Raw genomic sequence first — 19,525 nt, 5'->3', positions numbered from 1 at the left:
CCGGTGACCCGTCCCGTCGCGGAACGCCGGACATCACCACGAAGAGCACAGGAGGCGACGCAATGAGTGACCCGATGGACGTTTTGGCCCCCGAGCACCGGCGGCTGCGGATCGGCGACTCCTGGCGGGACGCCGCGAGCGGCGCCACCTTCGCCGTCGAGGACCCCGCCACCGGCACGACCGTCGCCGAGGTGGCGGACGCCGGCGTCGACGACGGGCTGGCCGCGCTCGAGGCGGCGAGCGGGGCGGCGGCGTCGTGGGCGGCGACCCCGCCACGGAAACGGTCGGAGCTGTTGACCGCGACGTACCGGGCCCTGACCGACCGGTCCGAGGAGGTCGCCCGGCTGATCACCCTCGAAATGGGCCAACCGCTGGCCGAGGCCCGGGCGGAGGTGGCCTACGGCGCCGAGTTCTTCAGGTGGTTCGCCGAGGAGGCGGTACGGGTCGAGGGGCGCTACAGCACCGCTCCCGCCGGGGGGTACCGCATCCTCACCGTGCCGAAGCCGGTCGGACCGTGCGTGTTCGTGACGCCCTGGAACTTCCCGTTGGCCATGGGCGCCCGCAAGATCGCCCCGGCGTTGGCCGCGGGCTGCACGACGGTCACCAAACCGGCGGCCCAGACGCCGCTGACCATGCTGTTGCTGGCCCGCATCATGGAGGAGGTAGGCGTCCCCGCGGGTGTGGTCAACGTGGTGACCACCAGACGTTCCGGTGAGGTGGTCTCGGCGCTGCTGGCCGACACCCGGACCCGCAAGGTGTCGTTCACCGGGTCGACCGAGGTCGGACGGGTGCTGCTGCGCCAGGCGGCGGACAACGTGCTGCGTACCTCGATGGAGCTGGGCGGCAACGCGGCCCTGATCGTGTGCGCCGACGCCGACCTGGACGTCGCGCTGCACGGTGCGCTGGTGGCCAAGATGCGCAACATCGGGGAGTCCTGCATCGCGGCCAACCGGATCTACGTCGAGGAGCCGGTACGCGAGGAGTTCACGAAGCGGTTCGCCGAGCGGATGGGCGCGCTGGTGGTGGGCCGCGGCCTCGACGACGGCGTGGACGTCGGGGCGTTGATCGACGGGCCCTCGGTCGCCAAGCTCGACGACCTCGTCGCCGACGCGGTCGGTCGGGGCGCCCGGGTCCTGGTGGGCGGGGTGCGCCCGGACGGCCCGGGTCACTTCTACCCGCCGACGGTCCTGGTCGACGTGCCCGACGACGCGCGGATGCTGCGGGAGGAGATCTTCGGCCCGGTGGCGCCGATCATCGGGTTCACGTCCGACGACGAGGTGATGGCGAAGGCCAACGACACCGAGCACGGCCTGGTCGGCTACGTCTTCACCCGTGACCTGCAGCGGGCGCTGCGGTTCGCCGAGGGTCTGCAGACCGGGATGATCGGCGTCAACCGGGGCCTGATCTCGGACCCGTCGGCCCCGTTCGGGGGCGTGAAGCAGTCCGGCATCGGCAAGGAGGGGTCACACGAGGGCATCCTCGAGTACCTCGACGTCACCTACGCGGCGATCGACCTGCCGTGACCGTCCCGCCGCTGACGTCCGACCAGCACATCGCCGCCGTTCCGGAGAGGCACCGCCATGCTTGAGACAGTCCGTGGACCACGCCAGCTGATCGTCGGCGAAGGGGTCGCGCAGAACATCCCCCGGGTGGTGGCCGAGAACGGCTCACGGGTCCTCGTCGTGACCGACCGGACCCTGCTGGGGCAGCCGGGGGTGGCCGCGATCGTGGCCGCCGTACGGGAGAAGGTCGAGGTCGTCGAGGTGTTCTCCGACGCGAATCCCGACGTGCCCCTCGCCGACGTCGACCGGGCCGTCGCGGCCGCCGCCGCGGTGGACGCCGACGTGATCCTCGCCGTCGGGGGCGGCACGGTGATCGACCTCGCCAAGATCGTCGGCGTCATCCGGTGCCACGGGGGCACGCCGCGCGACTTCTACGGCGAGGCGCGGGTGCCGGGGCCGACGATTCCGCTCGTCGCGGTCCCGACGACGTCGGGCACCGGCTCGGAACTGACCCCCGTCTCGGTGCTGACCGATCCGGACCGGGAGCTGAAGGTGGGGGTGTCCAGCGTCCACATCGTGCCGGACTTCGCGATCGTCGACCCCGAACTCACCTACACCTGCCCGGCGACCGTCACCGCCCACTCCGGCATCGACGCGTTCTGTCACGCGGTGGAGAGCTACACCGCGCGACCCCGGCCCCACGGGCCGCGCGACCCGGTGGAGCAGGTGTTCCTCGGCCGCAACCAGGTCACCGACCACTACGCGCTGCTGGCCGCGGAGCGGATCGCCCGGAGCCTGCGTCGGGCCGTGCGGGACGGCGGCGACACCGAGGCGCGGGCGGACATGTCCTACGGGTCGGTGCTCGCCGGGCTCGCCTTCTCCCACGCGGGCAACGCGGCCCCGCACGCTCTCCAGTACCCCATCGGCGCGGCCACGCACACGCCGCACGGCCTGGGCGTCGGGCTGCTGCTGCCGTACGCGTTGGACGCGGCCCGCGACGCCGTCGGCGACCGGTTGGCGACCCTCGCCGGGGTGTGCGGGCTCGACGTGACCGACGCCGCGCCGGCCGAGGCCGCCGAGGTGTTCCTCAGCTGGCTCCACGGGCTCCTCGCCGACATCGGCATCCCGGCCACCCTGGCGGACATCGGGGTGGCCCGCGCCGACCTTCCCCGCTTCGCGGAGATGGCCTCCGGCGTCACCCGCCTGATCCAGAACCATCCGGGGCCCACCGACACCGCCAGCCTGACCGCGATCCTCGAAGCGGCCTGGACCGGCGACCGGAGCTGACGGGCCCGGCCGCCGGGCCGGGTCGGTGCCCGGCGGCCGGGCCCTACTCCTGCGGTGCGGGCGACCGGGGCACACCCTCCAAATCGTCCTAGGAGGCAGGTGCCGCCTCGGCGGCCGGGCCGTGGGCCGCCTGTCAGGGCGCGGCGGGCGGGTCGGGTCGGTTCAGCGCTTCACCGCCAGGGTGAGACCGTCGGCGAAGGACAGCATCGCCAGGTCGACCCGGTCGTCGGCGAGCAGCGAGACGTTCAACTCCCGGATGGTGGCGGTGTCCCGGTCCTGGTGTTCCTCGTCGAGCACCCGGCCGAAGAACACCGTGTTGTCGAGGACGACCAGCCCGCCCCGGCGGACCAGTCGCAGCGCGGCCTCGTAGTAGCCCGGATAGCCCGCCTTGTCGGCGTCGATGAACACCAGGTCCACCGCGCCCGGTCCGAGTTCGCGCTCCAGGTCGGCCAGGACCTCCCCTGCGGCACCGATGCGTACGTCGATGCGGTCGGCCACCCCGGCGCGTTCCCAGTACGGTGCGGCGATCATCGGCCACCGCTCGGAGATGTCCACCGTGACCAGCCGGCCGCCGGGTGGGAGAGCCCTGGCCATGCACAGTGTGCTGTAGCCGGTGAAGGTCCCGACCTCGACCACCGCGAGCGACGCCGCAGTCAGTCTGACGAGCAGGGCCAGCAGTTGGCCCTCCTCCGGCATGATCTGCATCGCCCGGCCCATCGGCAGGGCGGCGGTCTCCCGCCGCAGGTCGGCGAGGATCTCGTCGTCGCGCAGCGAGACCTGCCGGACGTAGTCGAGCAGTGCCTCGGTGAACTCAGTCTGCTGTGCCATCCGTATCCCCTCCGGCTCGTATCTCCAGTGCGTCACGTAGCCCGGTCCGTGAGGTGACCCCGAGCTTGGGGTAGACCTTGTAGAGGTGTCCGCTGACGGTGCGGTCCGACAGGCGCAGCCGGACGGCGATCTGCTTGTTCGTCAGGCCCTGGGCCGCGAGCCTGGCGACGGACTCCTCCTGCGCGGTGAGCCCGGCCGGCCCTTCGGCGGGCCGGGTGACCGCCAGCCCGGCGGCCCGTAGCTCGTTGCGGGCCCGCGCCGCCCACGGCTTGGCGCCGAGCCGATCCAGGACCTCCAGTGCCGCGCCCAGTTCCACCCGGGCCGGGCCGATCTCCTTGGCGCGGCGCAGCCGCTCACCGTAGGCGAGACGGATCCGGGCGTGCTCCAGCGGCCAGCGTTCGTGTCCCGGCGCGGTCAGCGCCTGCCGGAAGGCCTCGTCGGTGTGGCTGTCCCGGGCGAGCAGGGCGGCGGCCCCGTGGGTCAGCATGGTCATCCGCGGGGAGAGGCGGTCGAATCCCCCGTCGCGCAGCGCCTGCAGATAGGCGGCCGCCTGCGGTCCGTGCCCGGTGTGCACGGCGGCGTCGGCCAGGTCGAACACGATGCGCCGGGCGCTGACCGGCAGGCGGGTCACCGCCCCGGCGGGGGCGATGGTGGACAGGGTCGTGTAGGCGTGTTCGTGGTCACCGGTGCCCAGGGCCACCAGCGCCCGGGCCTGGTGGGCCAGGATGACCGCCAGCCCGATCCCACGCGGGGTGGCCCAGCGCAGCACCTCGTCGGTCAGCTCCAGGGCCTGTTCGGTCTCACCGCGTACGGCGGCCAGCAGCGCCCGCTGGCAGCGGGCGATGCCCTCCAGGGTCCGCAGGCCGCTGACGCCCGCGACGGTGGCGCTCTCCCGCAGGAGGGTCTCCGCCTCGTCCCAGCGTCCCGACTGGTAGCGGTCCAGGATCTCCATGTGCAGGCCGAACCTCGCCGTCGGTGCTCCCCGGCTGTCGGCCGAGGCGTCCGGCAGGCCACGCAGCACCGGCAGCAACTCGGTGACCGCGTCGAGTGCGGCGGCGGTGGCGGAGAGGGACGCCGTGGACAGGGCGGTGAGTTCCGCCGGTGTCGTCGGCCACCGGTCGAGCAGTTCCAGGAACCGCTCACGCATCGTGTCGGCGTCGCCGTCCCGGCCGGAGAGGATCGCGCGGCAGCGCAGGACGATGTCCGCCGACTCGCAGTCGGGGCGGGCGAGGACGGTGTCCAGGGCAGACCAGTGGTCCGGCCGGTCGGCGAGGACGCACACGTGGAACAGCATCTCCAGTGCCATCCGACGCATCGGCATGCTGGTGGTGGGGTCGTCGAAGACCCGCAGGAGGCGACGGTGCGCCATGTCCACGTCGCCCTCGTCGAGGGAAAGCAGGTACGCGCTGACGGCAGCGGTGTGGGTGGTGACGCCGAACTCTCCCGGGGGCGGATTGAGGCGTCCCGCCCACCGGAGCCAGCCGGCGCGGCAGGCCAGTTGGGCCGCGATGCCCAGCCGTTCGGCGCGGTCGGCCGCAGCGGTGCTCAGTTCGGCGGCACGGGCGAACATCTCGGTGGCCGTGGTGAGGACGCCCCGGTCAGCGGCGCGGTCCCCGGCCGTCGCCAGGGCCTCGGCCAGGGAGTCGTCCGGACCCAGTGCCGCGGCCGCCAGGTGCGTGGCCCGGACGTCCCGGTCGGCGGTGGTCACCCGGGCCAGGTGGCGGTGGGCGGTGTGCAGCTCGGCCCGGGTGGCCAGGTCGATGGTGGTCAGCCGGACCAGTGGGTGGGTGAAGAGCAACCGGTCGGTGCCCACCGTGACGAGGTGGTGCCGTTCGGCGGGGCCGAGCTGGGCGGTCACGTCGGCCTCGTCGGTCGCTTCGGTGAGCGTCGCCAGCCGGGCTCTCCCGTCGAGGGCGGCGACCAGCAGGAGCTGCCGGGCCGGCTCGGGCAGGTCGCGGATGCGTGCCCCGAACTGCCCGCTGATCCTCGGGGTCACCGGCAGGTGGACCGGCAGCGGCATGCTCGCGCACCGCTGTTCCTGGCTGAGCGCCCTGGGTAGCTCGATCAGTGCCAGCGGGTTGCCCTGGGCGTGGTCGAGGATGACACGTCGGACACGGCTGTGCAGGGTGGGGTGCCGGGCGTCGATCAGCAGGCCGGCGTCGTGGTCCGACAGCGGCGCGAGCTGACGGACGTGTGGTCCGGCGGCGAGCGGTGGCCCGGGTTGGTGGGCGGCGGCGACCAGCACCAGGTCGGCCAGGTCACAGGTCCGGCGGGCGACGAAGGCGAGCAGTTCGGTGCTCTCCCGGTCGATCCACTGGGCGTCGTCGACCAGCACCACCAGGCCACCGTCGTCGGCCAGCTCGGTGACCAGGGACAGGGTGGCCGCGCAGGTCGCCAGGCGGTCGGGGACGGGGCCGTCGGCGTGCCCGAGGATGCGCGACAGGGTGACCCGCTGGTGGGCGGGCAGGCGGTCGAGTTCCGTACGCAGGGCGTAGAGCAGCTGGTGCAGGCCCGAATAGGGAAGGTCGGCCTCGACGGGTGCGCCGGTGACCCACACGACGCGGCGGCCGGCCCGGCGGGCCTGTTCGTCGGCGGCGCGCAGCAGTGCCGTCTTGCCGACGCCGATCCCGCCGCTGAACAGCAGGGCCGGGAGGCGTACCCGGCCACGCAGCAGCGAGTCGAGCAGTTCCCTCTCGGCTGATCTGCCGATCAGTTCGGGCCGGCCGTGGGGCGGTGCCCGGTGCCGCCCGTCGTCGGGCGCCGGGTCGGCGAGCAGGGCGAGCTGGTACCGGGAAAGCACCTGGTGACTCCCCACCGATCGATGGGATGGACCCTTTCCCCGCACGGTCATCGGCGCTGGGCCACCGCCAGGACGTAGCCGGCCGCGGTGACGGCGCTGAAGCGTCGGAACAGTTCGACCAGCTGGTCGAAGTGCGCGGGTGCGATCCTGCCGACGAAGTCGGCCCGGACCTCACGCATGCGGTCGGACAGCACCGCGAACGCCCGCATCACGTGGGCGCTGATGTCGTCGCACTCCAGCACCTCGAAGCCCGCCCGGTCCAGTCTGTCGGGCAGCGCGGCGATGATGCGGCACTGTGTGACGGCACAGAAATTGTCGATGATCTCCTTCTCCGCGCCGTTCGCCGGGTGTCTGTCGATGATGTCGGCGATGACCAGGCGTGCGCCCGGGCGCAACACGGTGCCGATCTCCTGGAGCGCGCGGTCCTGGTCCGGCATGTGGATGAGGGATTCGATGGCGAAGGCCCCGTCGAACATACCGGGTCCAAACGGCATGTTCATGGCGTCAGCGTAACGGAAGTGGACGCGGTGGGCTACGCCGAGTTCCCGCGCGCGGGCCCTGGCGGTGTCGATCTGGCCGTGGCTGACGGAGATTCCCGTCACCACCGTCTCGTCCCGTGTCGTGGCGAGGCGCAGCGAGGCGGTACCGGCTCCGCAGCCGACGTCCAGCACCTGGCGGCCGGGGCCGGCGCAGACGCGTTCGATCACCATGTCGGTGAGGCGGGTGGCGGCCTCGGCGACGGAGGTCCGGTCCCCGTCGTCGTGCCAGTAGCCGACGTGGATGTTGCCGTCGAGCAGCGTGGTGAACAGTTCGGTCATGACGTCGTACATGTGACCGACGTCGGTCGATACCGGCGCTGACTTCGCCATGTGGTGTGCCTGGCCTTCCTGCAGGGTCTGCTGGACGCGGAGAGGGCTGCTAGACGCCGAACCTGCTGTCGATCAGATTGAGGACCTCCTGCCGCGACGCGCCGGTCAGGTCGATTCCGGACGGCGTCGACCGGTCGTCGAGGTCGGACAGCAGGCGACCGAGCCGGTCCGTGACCTGTGGTCGGATGCCGTCGTCCGGGTCCAGGGACGCGAGCTGCGCCTCCAGTCGGGCCAGCGTCTCCAGGAGGGGCACCGGCGCGGCCTCCTGCGCCGGCACGGCCGCCGCGCGCAGATGGGCCGCCAACTCCTCGGGGTTCGGGTGGTCGAAGACCAGGGTGGGCAACAGTCGCAGGCCGGTCGCGGACTGCAGCCGGTTACGCAGTTCCACGGCCATCAGCGAGTCGAACCCGAGGTCGGTGAAGGCCCGTCCGGCACCGACGGCGTCCGGGCCCGGGTGACCCAGGACGGCCGCTGCGTGTCCGCGTACCACGTCCACCAGCACCCGGTGCTGCTCACCGGGGGACAACCCGACCAGCCGGTGCAGCACGTTGCGCTGTTCGGTGCTGCGGTGTGCCGGCGCGGGGCGCAGGCCACGCATCATGGTCGACGGGTCGTCGTTCGCGGCCGTGTCGAGACGCGCGGGCACGAGCAGGGACATGTCGGTCCGCAGTGCGGCGTCGAACAGGGCGAGTCCCTCGGCGGCGGACAGTGGCGCGACGCCGGCCCGGTCCACCCGGGCGCGGCCGGTCGCGTCCATCGCGGACGCCATCCCGTCGCTCTGCGCCCACAGCCCCCAGGCCAGTGACTGGGCGGGAAGCCCCAGCGACCGGCGGTGCGCGGCGAGGCCGTCGAGGGTGGCGTTCGCCGCCGCGTACGCGCTCTGGCCGGGGCTGCCGAGGACCCCGGCGGCGGAGGAGAACATCGTGAAGAAGGCCGGTGGCCGGTCCCTGGTCAGGTCGTGCAGGGCGATGGCGGCGTCGACCTTCGCCCGGAGCACGCCGGCGACCCGCTGCGGCGTCATCGACTCGACCACGCCGTCGTCGAGCACGCCCGCCGCGTGGACGACCCCGCCGATCCGGACCCCGGCGAGCACCCGCGCCAGCGCGTCGCGGTCGGCGGCGTCGACCGCGACGACGTGTGCCCCGAGGTGCTCGACGAGTTCCGTGGCGGCGGGCGACTCCGGCCCGCTGCGGCTGAGCACCAGCAGGTTCCGCACGCCACGGTCGACGACGAGGTGGCGGGCGACCAGCCGGCCGAGCGCGCCGGTGCCGCCGGTGATGACGACCGTTTCGTCCGGTGGCACCAGCGGTTCGTCGTCGGTCGCGGCGGGCACCGGGGTCCGCGCCAACCGGGGCACCAGCGTCCGGCCGTCGCGGACCGCGATCTGGCTCTCCCCCGCGGCGGCCAGGGCGCTCAGGGTCCGCTCGTCGTGGGTGCCGTCGGTGTCGACGAGGACGAGGCGGTCGGGGTGTTCCGACTGGGCGGAGCGCACCAGTCCCCACACTCCCGCGCCGCCCAGGTCGGACACGGCGTCGTCGGCAGTCACCGCGACCGCACCGGCCGTCTGGATCATGAGCCGTTCGTGGTCGTCGTGGTGTCCGGCGAGCCATTCCTGTACCTGCCGCAGGGCCTCGGTGACCGCGTCGCACGGGTTCGCCCCGCCGCCCCGCCGGACGTCGAAGGTGATCCCGGCGGGCTCCGGTCCGGCCGGCGTCGGCTGCCACCGTACGTGGAACATCGCTCGCCGCAGCACGGTGTCGGCCGCCACCTGTTGCGTGGTCACCGGCCGCAGCGTCAGGGAGTCCACCGCGTACACGGGGCTGCCGGCCTGGTCGAACGCGGCGACCGCGACGGTGTCCGCGCCGGTGCGACGCAGCCGCACCCGCACCGCCGTGGTGCCGGGGGCGAAAACCGCGACGCCGGTCCAGGCGAAGGGCAGGCCGGCGGCGACGAGCAGCGTGGCCGCGTGCAGGGACGCGTCCAGCAGGGCCGGGTGCACCAGGTGGCGGCCGGCCTCCTCCACCGTCACCTCGGCGTCGACGACGTCGTCGCGCCGCCACGCGGCACGCAGGCCCTGGAACGCCGGGCCGTATGCGAAGCCCTGGTCGGCGAGCCTGTCGTAGGTGCCGCCGGTGTCCACGGGCGTGGCCTGCGCCGGGGGCCAGGTCGGTTCGGCCAGGGGCAGAGGCGGCTGCCGGTCCGACAGGGTCCCGGTGGCGTGGCAGGTCCAGCCGGGTTGGTCCGGTGGCCGGGAGTACACCTGCACGGTGCGCCGACCGGTGGCGTCGCCCGGTTCCAGCACGACCTGCACCGGGATCTCACCCTGGTCGGGCACCGCCATCGGCGTGGCGACGGTCAGGTCGTCGACGACGGGGCAGCCGACCAGGTGGCCGACGGTGAGAGCGAGGTCGACGAACGCCGCGCCGGGCAGGAGCACCGTCGCCCCGTACGCGTGGTCGGCCAGCCACGGCTGGGCGTGCCGGGACACCCGGCCGGTCACCACCAGCCGGGCGGTGTCGGGGGACTCCACCACCTCCCGGAGGATGTCGTGGTCGAGGGCGGACGGGCCGCGTCCGGTGTCGCGCCCCAGGCTGATGCCGCCGGCCCAGTACCGTTTGTGCTGGAAGGCGTAGGTCGGCAGGTCGATCCGCCGCCCGGTGTCGCCGAGCCACGCGGTCCAGTCGACGGTCCGGCCGTCGGCGTGCGACCGGGCCAGCGCGGCCAGGAGCGCGGCCGGTTCGGCCAGCCGGCGGCGCTGCGTCGGCACCCACGGCACCGGCGCGGTGGCCAGTCCGGCCAGTACGGCGTCCGGGCCGATCTCCACGCAGGAGGTGACGTCGTGCCCGGCGAGGGCGTCGACGCAGTCGGCGAACCGGACGGTGTCCCGGACGTTGGCCACCCAGTGTTCCGGAGTGCACAGTTGCGCCGCCGTGGCGGGTTTCCCGGTCACGCCGGACAGCAGCGGCAGGACGGGCGGCCGTAGCTCCACCGTCGCCAGGACCGCACGGAAGTCGTCGAGCATGCCCTCGATCAGCGGGGAGTGGAAGGCGTGGCTGACGGCGAGCCGCGTGGTCCGGACGCCCCGGGCGGACAGGTCGGCAGCGGCCGCGAGGACCGGCTGTTCCGCTCCGGAGAGCACGACGGCGGTGGGTCCGTTCACCGCGGCGAGGGCCACCTGTGCGGACAGGTACGGTGCCACGGCCGCCTCGTCGGCGCGTACCGACACCATCGCGCCGCCGGATGGGAGTGCCTGCATCAGCCGGGCGCGGGCGGCGACCAGGCGGGCCGCGTCGGGGAGGGACAGCACCCCGGCCACGTGTGCGGCGACGAGTTCGCCGACCGAGTGGCCGAGCACCAGGTCCGGTCGGATGCCGAAGGTCCGCATCAGTTCGGTGAGCGCCACTTCGACGGCGAACAGTCCGGTCTGGGCGTACTGGGTCTGCTCGACCAGTTCCGGGGTGTCGCCCCAGACGACCTCGCGCAGCGGTCGCGGCAGGTGCCGGTCCAGTTCGGCGGTGACCGCGGCGAACGCCGCAGCGAACGCCGGGAACGCCCGGGCGAGTTCGCGGCCCATGCCCGGTCGCTGGGCGCCCTGCCCGGTGAACGCGAACGCCGTCAGCCCGGCCGGGCGCGCCTCGCCGGTGAACACGGTGGGGTCGTCGGTTCCGGCGGCCACCGCGGTGAGGCCCCGTCGCAGGTCGGTCAGGTCCGATCCGGTGACCACCGCGCGGTGCGGGAACGCCGGGCGGGTGGTCAACGTGCGGGCCACGTCGGCGGGGTCCGGTTCCGGCTGGCGGTCCAGGTGGGCCAGTAGGCGCCCGGCCTGCGTCCGCAGGGCTTCGGGCGTGTGTCCGGACACCGGCCAGACCAGGCCGGGGGGTGTCGTCACGGCGGTGTGGGGTCCGGCTGCCGGCGGGGCAGGCTCGGCCGGTGGTTCCTCGATGATGACGTGCGCGTTGGTTCCGCTGACGCCGAATCCGGAGATCCCGGCCCGCCGTGGTCGTTGTCCGCGGGGCCAGTCGCGGGGTTCGAGGAGCAGGCGTACGCCGCCGCCGGACCAGTCCACCTGGCGGCTCGGCTCGTCGACGTGCAGGGTGCGGGGCAGTCGGCCGTGCCGCATCGCGAAGATCATTTTGATGATGCCGGCGACCCCGGCGGCGGCCTGGGTGTGGCCGATGTTCGACTTGACCGAGCCCAGCCACAGCGGGCGTTCCGGGGGCCGGTCACGTCCGTAGGTGGTGAGCAGGGCCTGCGCCTCGATCGGGTCGCCGAGGGTGGTGCCGGTGCCGTGCCCCTCGACCACGTCGACGTCGTCCGCGGCCAGGCCGGCGGCGGCGAGTGCCCGGCGGATCACCCGCTGCTGGGCCTTGACGCTGGGAGCGGTGAAGCCGTTGGACGCGCCGTCCTGGTTGACCGCGCTACCGCGCACGACCGCCAGCACGGTGTGCCCGTTGCGTCGGGCGTCCGACAGTCGTTCCACCACCAGGACGCCGACGCCCTCGGCGAACCCGGTGCCGTCGGCGGCCTCGGCGAAGGACCGGCACCGGCCGTCCTTCGACAGTCCCCGGCGACGGCCGAACTCGATGACCGCCTCCGGGGTCGCCATGACGGCGACCCCACCCACCAGCGCCAGCCCGCACTCCCTGGCCCGCAGCGCCCCGGTGGCCACGTGCAACGCCACCAGCGACGCCGAGCAGGCGGTGTCCAGGGTCATCGCGGGACCTTCCAGACCCAGCGTGTACGAGATCCGGCCGGAGATCATCGCGCCGGTCCCGGTGCTGCCGAGGTAGTCGTGGTACATGGCGCCGACGAACACCCCGGTGTCGCTGCCCCGTAGCGTGGTCGGGTCGATCCCGGCCTGTTCGATCGCCGACCACGACACCTCCAGCAGCAGCCGCTGCTGGGGGTCCATGTCCAGGGCCTCGCGCGGTGGGATGCCGAAGAAGTCGGCGTCGAAGACCCCGGCGTCGTGCAGGAACCCGCTACCGCGGGTGTAGGTGTGCCCGGGTGTTCCCGGCTCGGGGTGGTAGAGGTCCTCGGCCCAGCCCCGGTCGGTGGGCAGCGGTGTGATGCCGTCGCCGTCCTCGACGACGAACTGCCACAGTTCCTCCGGCGACCCCACCCCGCCCGGGTACCGGCACGCCATGCCCACGATGGCGATCGGCTCCCGCAGCGAGTCGGCCAGTCCGGAGTTGCGCAGGCGCAGCCGTTCGTTCTCCTTGAAAGCGGCGCGGAGCGCCTGGACCAGCTTCTCGTCGCTCATCGGGACGGGACCTCCTCGTCTGGGTCGCCCGGGTGGGCACCGCCGAGCGCCATCGCGATGAGGCTGTCGGTGTCCAGGTCGTCGATCGCCTCCAGCGCACCCGTCCGGGCCGGATCGCCGCAGGCCAACGCGAGCAGCCGGTCCAACAGGCCCGATCCGCGCAGCTCACTCATCGGGATGGCGTGCAGCAACTGCCGGATCTGCTCGTCGTCGGCGGTGCCGGCGGCCGGTTCGGCCGCGGGGAACAGCACCGTGTCCAGGTGCCCGGCCAACTCGTCCACGTTGGCGTGTTCGAAGACCGTGGTGGCGGGCAGGCGCAGGCCGGTGGCGTCGTCGAGGCGGTTGCGGAACTCGACCGCCATGAGCGAGTCGAACCCGAGGTCGGTGAAGGCCCGGTGGGGGCCGATCGTCGCGGTCGTGGGGTGTCCCAGCACCGCTGCCGCGTGGCCGCGCACGAGGTCCACGAGCATCCGCCTGCGGTCCTGCGGCGGGCGTCCCGCGAGCCGGTCGCGGATGTCGTCGCGGCGGGGCTCCTGCCGTGGGGGTCGCGGCAGCAGGCTCCGCAGCACCGGTGCGGTCGCCTCCCCGGCTGTGGGGTGCAGCCGGGCCGCCACCACCACGGGCCGGGCGCAGCGCAGCGCGGCGTCGAACAGCAGCAGGCCGTCCCCGACCGGCAGGGGGGTGACCCCGGCGCGGGCCGCGCGGGCGCGGTCCGCCGCCGCCATGCCGCCGGTCAGGGTCGAGGGTGTGTCCCACAGGCCCCAGACGATCGACCGGGCTGGCAGCCCTCGGGCCCACCGGCGGGTCACCAGCGCGTCCAGTGCCGCGTTGGCGGCTGCGTAGGCGGCCTGTCCGGCGTTGCCCAGGGTCCCCGCGAGCGAGGAGAACACCACGAAGAACGACAGGTCCTGGTCGCGGGTCAACTCGTCCAGCCACCCGGCGGAGGTGACCTTGGTGGACATGACGCGTCGGACGCGGTCGGGGGTCAGCGACGTCACCGGGGCGTCGTCGAGCAGCGTCGCGCAGTGCACGACCCCGCCGATCCGGACACCGTCCAGGGCCCGGCCCAGCGCCGCACGGTCGGACACGTCGACGGCGAGCACCCGCGCGCCCAGGTCGGCGACGAGCCCGGCGGCCTCGGGTGCGGCCGGCCCGCTGCGGCTGAGCAGCAGCAGGTCGCGGACGCCGTGCTCGGCCACGAGGTGCCGGGCGATCAGCGCGCCGAGGCCGCTGGTGCCCCCGGTGATCACGACGGTGGCCTGCGGATCGACGGCGGGAAGGTCGGCATCGGCCGTGGTGGGCAGCAGCCGGGGCACCAGTGCGCCCACGGGGCGCACCGCGATCTGGGGCTCGTCCCACCCGCAGAGGTCGGCCGGCAGTTCCCCGGCGCCGTCGGCGGGCAGGTCGGCCAGGATGAACCTGCCGGGGTGTTCGACCTGGGCGCAGCGCACCAGGCCCCAGACTGCCGCCGCGTCGGGCAGCGCCGGGTCGTCCTGCGGGGTCGTCTGGACCGCGCCGTGGGTCACGATCACCAGCGGCCGGTCGGCGGTGCCGGCCAGGCGGTGCCGGAGGATCTCCAGGACGTCTCCGGCGTCCCGACCGGTGACGTCGATCCGGTCGTGGCCGTCGGTGCCGGCAGGGTCGCGGTGGTGCGGAGGTTGCCATTCGACCGCGAACAACGCGTCGCGCACCCGGCTGTCGGCCGGGTGGCCGCGCAGGGTGAGCGCCTCCACGGTCAGGACGGGGGTGCCGGTCTCGTCGGTGGCGTCGACGGACAGGGTGTCCGGGCCGGTGGGGCGCACCCTCGCCCGCAGGACCGCACCGCTCGGCGCGTGGAAGCGCAGCCCGTTCCAGAGGAACGGCACCCGGGGCCGGTGGCCGTCCGGCAGGAACACCGAGGCGTGCAGGACGGCGTCCAGCAGGGCCGGGTGGGTTCCGTAGCCCTGCGGGTCGGTGGTGGTCCGGGCCTCGACGAGGACCTCGTCGCCGACGCGCCAGGCCGACCGTAGGCCCCGGAACGTCTCGCCGTAGGCGAAGCCCCGGCCGGCGAGCCCGGGGTAGAGCCCGTCGAGGTCGATCGGCACCGCCCCGGGTGGGGGCCATTCGCCCGCCGGGCCGGCGGTCTGCGGCCCCGCCGGGGAGAGCAGGCCCGCCGCGTGCTGCGTCCACGGGCCGTCGTCGTCACCGGTCCGGGCGTAGACGGCGACCGGACGCCGGTCGGCGGCGTCCGGGCCGTCGACGGTCACCTGGATCTGCACGGTGCCGGTCGCGGGCAGGACCAGGGGTGTACGCAGCGTCAGTTCGTCGAGGGCGAGATCGTCGACGGCCCGGGCGGCGCGACGCACCAGTTCCACGAAGCCGGTGGCCGGGAAGAGGTTCACGCCGTGGATGACATGGTCGGCCAGCCAGGGTTGGGCGGCGACGGACAGCCGGCCGGTGAAGACCCGTCCGCCCCGGTCGGGCAGGTCCACTCCCGCACCGAGCAGGGCATGGTCGACGGCGTCGAGGCCGGCGCGGGTGACGTCGCCGGTCGCGAGGCTGACGGCGGGCCAGAACCGGGTGGACCGGAAGGGGTACGTCGGCAGGTCGACCCGCCGGGCGCCCGGGAACAGCACCGGCCAGTGCACCGCGACGCCGTGCACGTGGGCGCGTGCGGTCGCGGTGACCACGGTGACGTCCTCGGGCTGGTTGCGGCGGCACAGCGGGATGTTGGCCGCGGTGCGGGGGCCCAGCGCCGACAGAACGGAGTCCGGCCCGATCTCCAGGGACACCGTGACGCCGAGGTCGGTCAGGCGTGCGACGCGGTCGGCGTAGCGCACCGTGTCGCGGACGTGGCGGACCCAGTAGCCGGGTTCGGTGACGTCGCCACCGGCGACGATGTCGATCTCGGGTCGGTTGAACGTCAGCCGGTCGACGACGTCCTGGAAGTCGGCGAGGACCGGCTGCATGAGGTGGGAGTGGAAGGCGTGGGACACCGGTAGCCGGGTCGACCGGTCGAATCCGGCGGCCACCCGCAGGACCGCCTCCTCCGTGCCGGCGATCACCACCGCGCGGGGGCCGTTGACCGCGGCGATGGACACCTCGTCGGACAGCAGGGGCAGGACCTCCTCCTCGCCTGCCCGCAGCGCCACCATCGCCCCGCCGCCGGGCAGCGCCTGCATCAGGCGGGCGCGCTCCGCGACCAGCGTGCACGCGTCGTCGAGCGAGAGGACGCCGGCGACGTGGGCGGCGGCGATCTCGCCGATCGAGTGCCCGGCCACGTGGTCGGGCACGATTCCCCAGGACTCGGTCAGCCGGAAGAGTGCCACCTGGAACGCGAACAGGGCGGGTTGGGCGTAGCCGGTCCCGGCGAGTCGGTCCTGGTCCTGGCCGAACAGCACGTCGCGGATCGGCAGCCGGTCCAGCACCTCGTCCATGGCCTGCGCGAAGGCCGGGTACCGGCGGTACAGGTCGGCGCCCATGCCGGGCCGTTGGGAGCCCTGGCCGGAGAAGACCATCGCCAGTCGGGGCGCGGGCGCGGCGGCCGCCCGGAAGAGTCCGGTGCCGTCACCGCCGTCCGCGAGGGTCTGCAGGGCCGTGCGGAACCCGGCACGGTCACCCGCGACGATAGCCGCACGATGCTCGAACACCGCCCGAGTCGTCGCCAACGAATACCCGACATCGACCGGATCAAGATCCACACACGACAACAACTGCTCCGCCCGGACCCGCAGGGCATCCGGACTCTTCGCCGAGATCACCCACGGCACGACCGACGGAACAGGCAACACCGGCCCGGCTGACGGCCCCGACTCGGCTGGCCGCTCCGACTCCCGCGCCTCCTCCAGGATCACGTGAGCATTCGTCCCACTGATCCCGAACGACGACACCCCCGCACGACGAACCCGACCCACCTCCGGCCACACCCGCGCCTCACCCAACACCGCAACCCCACCACCCGACCAATCCACCTGCGACGACGGCACCACCACATGCAACGACGCCGGCAACACCCCAAACCGCAACGCCTGCACCATCTTGATCACACCCGCCACACCAGCAGCCGCCTGCGTATGACCAACATTCGACTTCACCGACCCCAACCACAACGGCCGCCCCACCACCCGACCCCGCCCATACGTCCCCACCAACGCCTGCACCTCAATCGGATCACCCAACCGCGTCCCCGTCCCATGCCCCTCCACCACATCCACATCACCCACACCCAAACCCGCCACACCCAACGCCCGACGAATCACCCGCTGCTGAGCCAACCCACTCGGCGCCGTCAACCCATTCGACGCACCATCCTGATTAACCGCACTCCCCCGCACCACCGCCAACACCCGATGACCCCGACGACGCGCATCCGACAACCGCTCCACCACCACCACACCCACACCCTCGGACCAGGCGGTGCCGGCGGCCGAGTCGGAGTAGGAGTGGCAGCGGCCGTCGGGGGACAGGCCGCCCTGCCGGGAGAACTCGATGAAGGTCGTCGGCGTGGCCATGACGGTGACGCCGCCGGCGAGGGCGACGGAGCACTCCCCGGCCTGCAGCGCCTGCGCGGCCAGGTGCAGTGCCACCAGCGACGACGAACACGCGGTGTCCACGGTGATGGCGGGCCCCTGCAGGCCCAGCGCGTAGGAGACCCGTCCGGACACCACGCTGGAGGCGCGTCCGGCGAGGGTGTAGCCCTCGACGCCGGCGGTGCTCTGTTGCAGCATTCCGTAGTCCTGGCCGTTGGTGCCGGCGAAGACCCCGGTGTCGCTGTCGCGCAGGGTGGCCGGGTCGATGCCGGCGTGTTCCAGGGCCTCCCAGGAGACCTCCAGGAGGAGCCGCTGCTGCGGGTCCATCGCGAGTGCCTCGCGTGGTGAGATGCCGAAGAACTCGGCGTCGAAGTCGGCCGCGTCGTGCAGGAAGCCGCCGCCCCGGGCATGGGTGTGGCCGGGGGCGCCCTGTCGGGGGTCGTAGAGGTCCACCGGCCAGCCGCGGTCGGTCGGGAAACCGGTGATCGCGTCGCGTTCCTCGACGACGAACCGCCACAGGTCGTCGGCCGACCGGATGCCACCGGGGTAGCGGCAGGCCATCCCCACGATCACCACCGGGTCGTCGGCGACGGCCACGACGGTCGGGGTGGACTCCGTGCGGTGGCCGCCGGTCAGCAGTTCCCGGAGGTGTTCGACGAGGCGTACGGGGGTCGGGTGGTCGAAGGCGACGGTGGTCGGCAACCGCAGGCCGGTCGCCTGGTTGAGCCGGTTGCGCAGCTGCACCGACATCAGGGAGTCGAAGCCGAGGTCGCGGAACGCATGGTCCGCCGGGACGCGGGACGCGTCGCCGTGGCCGAGGACGAACGCTGCTTCCGCGCCGACCAGGTCCCGCAGGTAGCCGGTCTGTTCGGGGACGGACATGCCGTCGAGCCGGGCGGTGGGCGCGGTGGGTTCCGTCGGCTGCCGCGGGGCCCGCCGTTGCTCGTCGATGTCGGCGATGATCAGGAAGGTCTCGTCCCGGTCGAGGGTTTCCTGGAGGGCGTCGACGGCGGTTTCGGCCCGCATCGCGACGAGGCCCTGGCCGGCCAGCCTGCGGTTGCGTCGGTGGGCGTCCGGGGTGTCCCAGGCACCCCAGGCGATGGAGGTGGCCGTGCGGCCCTGTCGGCGTCTGCGGTAGGCGAGGCTGTCGAGGAACGTGTTCGCCGCGGCGTAGGCGCCCTGCCCCGCGTTGCCGAGGACACCGGCGACGGAGGAGAACAGGACGAACGCCGAGAGGTCGAGGTCCCGGGTCAGCTCGTGCAGGTTGGTCGCCGCGTCGATCTTCGGCCGCAGGACGGCGTCGAGGCTGGCCGGGGTGATGTCGGCCAGCACGGCGTCGTCGAGCACCATGGCGCAGTGGAACACCGCGGTGAGCGGGAACTGCTCGGGTACCTCGGTGAGCACCCGGGTCAGGGCCTCGCGGTCGGCGGCGTCGCAGGACACGATGGTGACGCGGGTGCCCAGTCCGGTCAGCTCCGTGGTGAGTTCGGCGGCGTTCTCGGCGTCGGGACCGCGCCGGCTCAGGAGCAGCAGGTGTTCGACGCCGTTGCGGGCCAGCCACCGCGCGACGTGTCGGCCGACGGCTCCGGTTCCCCCGGTCACGAGCGCCGTTCCGGAGGGTTTCCACCGTCGGCGGGCTGGGGTGGTGGTGTGCCGGGCCGCCGGGCTGATCCGCCGGGCGTACGTTCCGCCGGCCCGGACGGCGAACCGGTCGGCGCGGCCGCGGCGGGTCAGGATCCGGCACAGGCGGGCGGTGACCTGGTCGTCGCCGGGTGATCCGGGTAGGTCGACGAGGCCGCCCCAGCGGTCCGGCAGTTCGAGGGCGGCCACGGCACCCAGGCCCCAGACCAGGGCGTCGGTGGTGCCCGTCACGGGGTCGGTGGGTTCTGCCGGTACCGCCCCGTCGGTCAGCAGCCACAACGGCGCTGCGCTCCCGGTGTCCTCGATCGCTTGGACGAGGGCCACCGTGGCGGCCAGCCCGGTGGGTACGCCGGGGTGGTCGGGCAGCGGTTCGTCGGCGGCGGCAAGGAAGGACAGCACGCCGCGCAGATCGCTCCCGGCGGAGGTGATCAGGTCGACCAGCTCGGTCCGGCCGGTGGCGCCGGCCGGCACGTCGGCGTGGATGACGTCGATGCCGTGGGTGGTGAGCGCCTCGGCCCAGGCGGTCCCCCACGGGTCGCCGGCCGTCAGCACCAGCCATGTTCCGGGCAGTGCGGTGCCGTCGCCGGTTCCTGCGGACGGCGGTGCGGTGTCGACGTCCGTGGGTTGCCAGACGACGTGGTGACGCCAGGCGGCGGAGGTGGGCCGCGCACGCTCCACGGTGGTCAGCCAGAAGTGTTCGTGTTGGAAGGGATACGTCGGCAACGCCACCCGAGCACCACCCACCAACGCCGCACCCCAATCAACCCCCACACCCCCCACAAACACCTCACCCAACGACAACAAAAACCGCCCCCAACCACCCTCAC

At 73.5% G+C, this 19,525-nt stretch carries 7 protein-coding genes; 2 read left to right on the top strand and 5 right to left on the bottom strand.

What is annotated here, in order from left to right; all coding sequences use genetic code 11:
- Nucleotides 1–62 precede the first annotated feature (62 nt).
- Together ACOJTC_RS22905 and ACOJTC_RS22900 are read left to right on the top strand one after the other, a co-directional pair.
- Nucleotides 63–1,523, top strand: a complete 1,461-nt coding sequence (locus tag ACOJTC_RS22905; RefSeq protein WP_420118429.1) for an NAD-dependent succinate-semialdehyde dehydrogenase — start codon at nucleotides 63–65, stop codon at nucleotides 1,521–1,523.
- Between the two features lie 57 nt (nucleotides 1,524–1,580).
- Nucleotides 1,581–2,789 carry an iron-containing alcohol dehydrogenase gene (locus ACOJTC_RS22900; RefSeq protein WP_420118428.1) on the top strand — a complete coding sequence of 403 codons (1,209 nt, stop codon included), beginning with the start codon at nucleotides 1,581–1,583 and terminating at the stop codon, nucleotides 2,787–2,789.
- Between the two features lie 162 nt (nucleotides 2,790–2,951).
- Here ACOJTC_RS22900 and ACOJTC_RS22895 read toward each other — a convergent pair whose 3' ends face one another.
- Genes ACOJTC_RS22895 through ACOJTC_RS22875 form a run of 5 tightly spaced genes read right to left on the bottom strand, consistent with a single transcriptional unit; the run spans nucleotide 2,952 to nucleotide 19,427 of the window.
- Nucleotides 2,952–3,617: an O-methyltransferase gene (locus ACOJTC_RS22895; protein ID WP_420118427.1), complete on the bottom strand. Its 666-nt coding sequence runs from the start codon at nucleotides 3,615–3,617 to the stop codon at nucleotides 2,952–2,954.
- Nucleotides 3,601–6,417: a helix-turn-helix transcriptional regulator gene (locus ACOJTC_RS22890; protein WP_420118426.1), complete on the bottom strand. Its 2,817-nt coding sequence runs from the start codon at nucleotides 6,415–6,417 to the stop codon at nucleotides 3,601–3,603. Before ACOJTC_RS22890 ends, ACOJTC_RS22895 begins: the two co-directional genes overlap by 17 nt.
- A gap of 47 nt (nucleotides 6,418–6,464) precedes the next feature.
- On the bottom strand, nucleotides 6,465–7,286 hold the full coding sequence (locus tag ACOJTC_RS22885; RefSeq protein WP_420118425.1) for an SAM-dependent methyltransferase: 822 nt from the start codon (nucleotides 7,284–7,286) through the stop codon (nucleotides 6,465–6,467).
- 49 nt (nucleotides 7,287–7,335) lie between these two features.
- Nucleotides 7,336–12,549 carry an SDR family NAD(P)-dependent oxidoreductase gene (locus ACOJTC_RS22880; protein ID WP_420118424.1) on the bottom strand — a complete coding sequence of 1,738 codons (5,214 nt, stop codon included), beginning with the start codon at nucleotides 12,547–12,549 and terminating at the stop codon, nucleotides 7,336–7,338.
- A complete protein-coding gene (locus tag ACOJTC_RS22875) occupies nucleotides 12,546–19,427 on the bottom strand; it encodes an SDR family NAD(P)-dependent oxidoreductase (RefSeq protein WP_420118423.1) in 6,882 nt (2,293 codons plus the stop codon). Before ACOJTC_RS22875 ends, ACOJTC_RS22880 begins: the two co-directional genes overlap by 4 nt.
- Nucleotides 19,428–19,525 lie beyond the last annotated feature (98 nt).

The organism is Micromonospora sp. (assembly GCF_048594385.1).
Classification (GTDB): Bacteria; Actinomycetota; Actinomycetes; order Mycobacteriales; family Micromonosporaceae; genus Micromonospora; species Micromonospora wenchangensis.
Note: the sequence above shows the minus strand (reverse complement) of the source record. Positions and strands in the feature narration are given on the sequence as shown.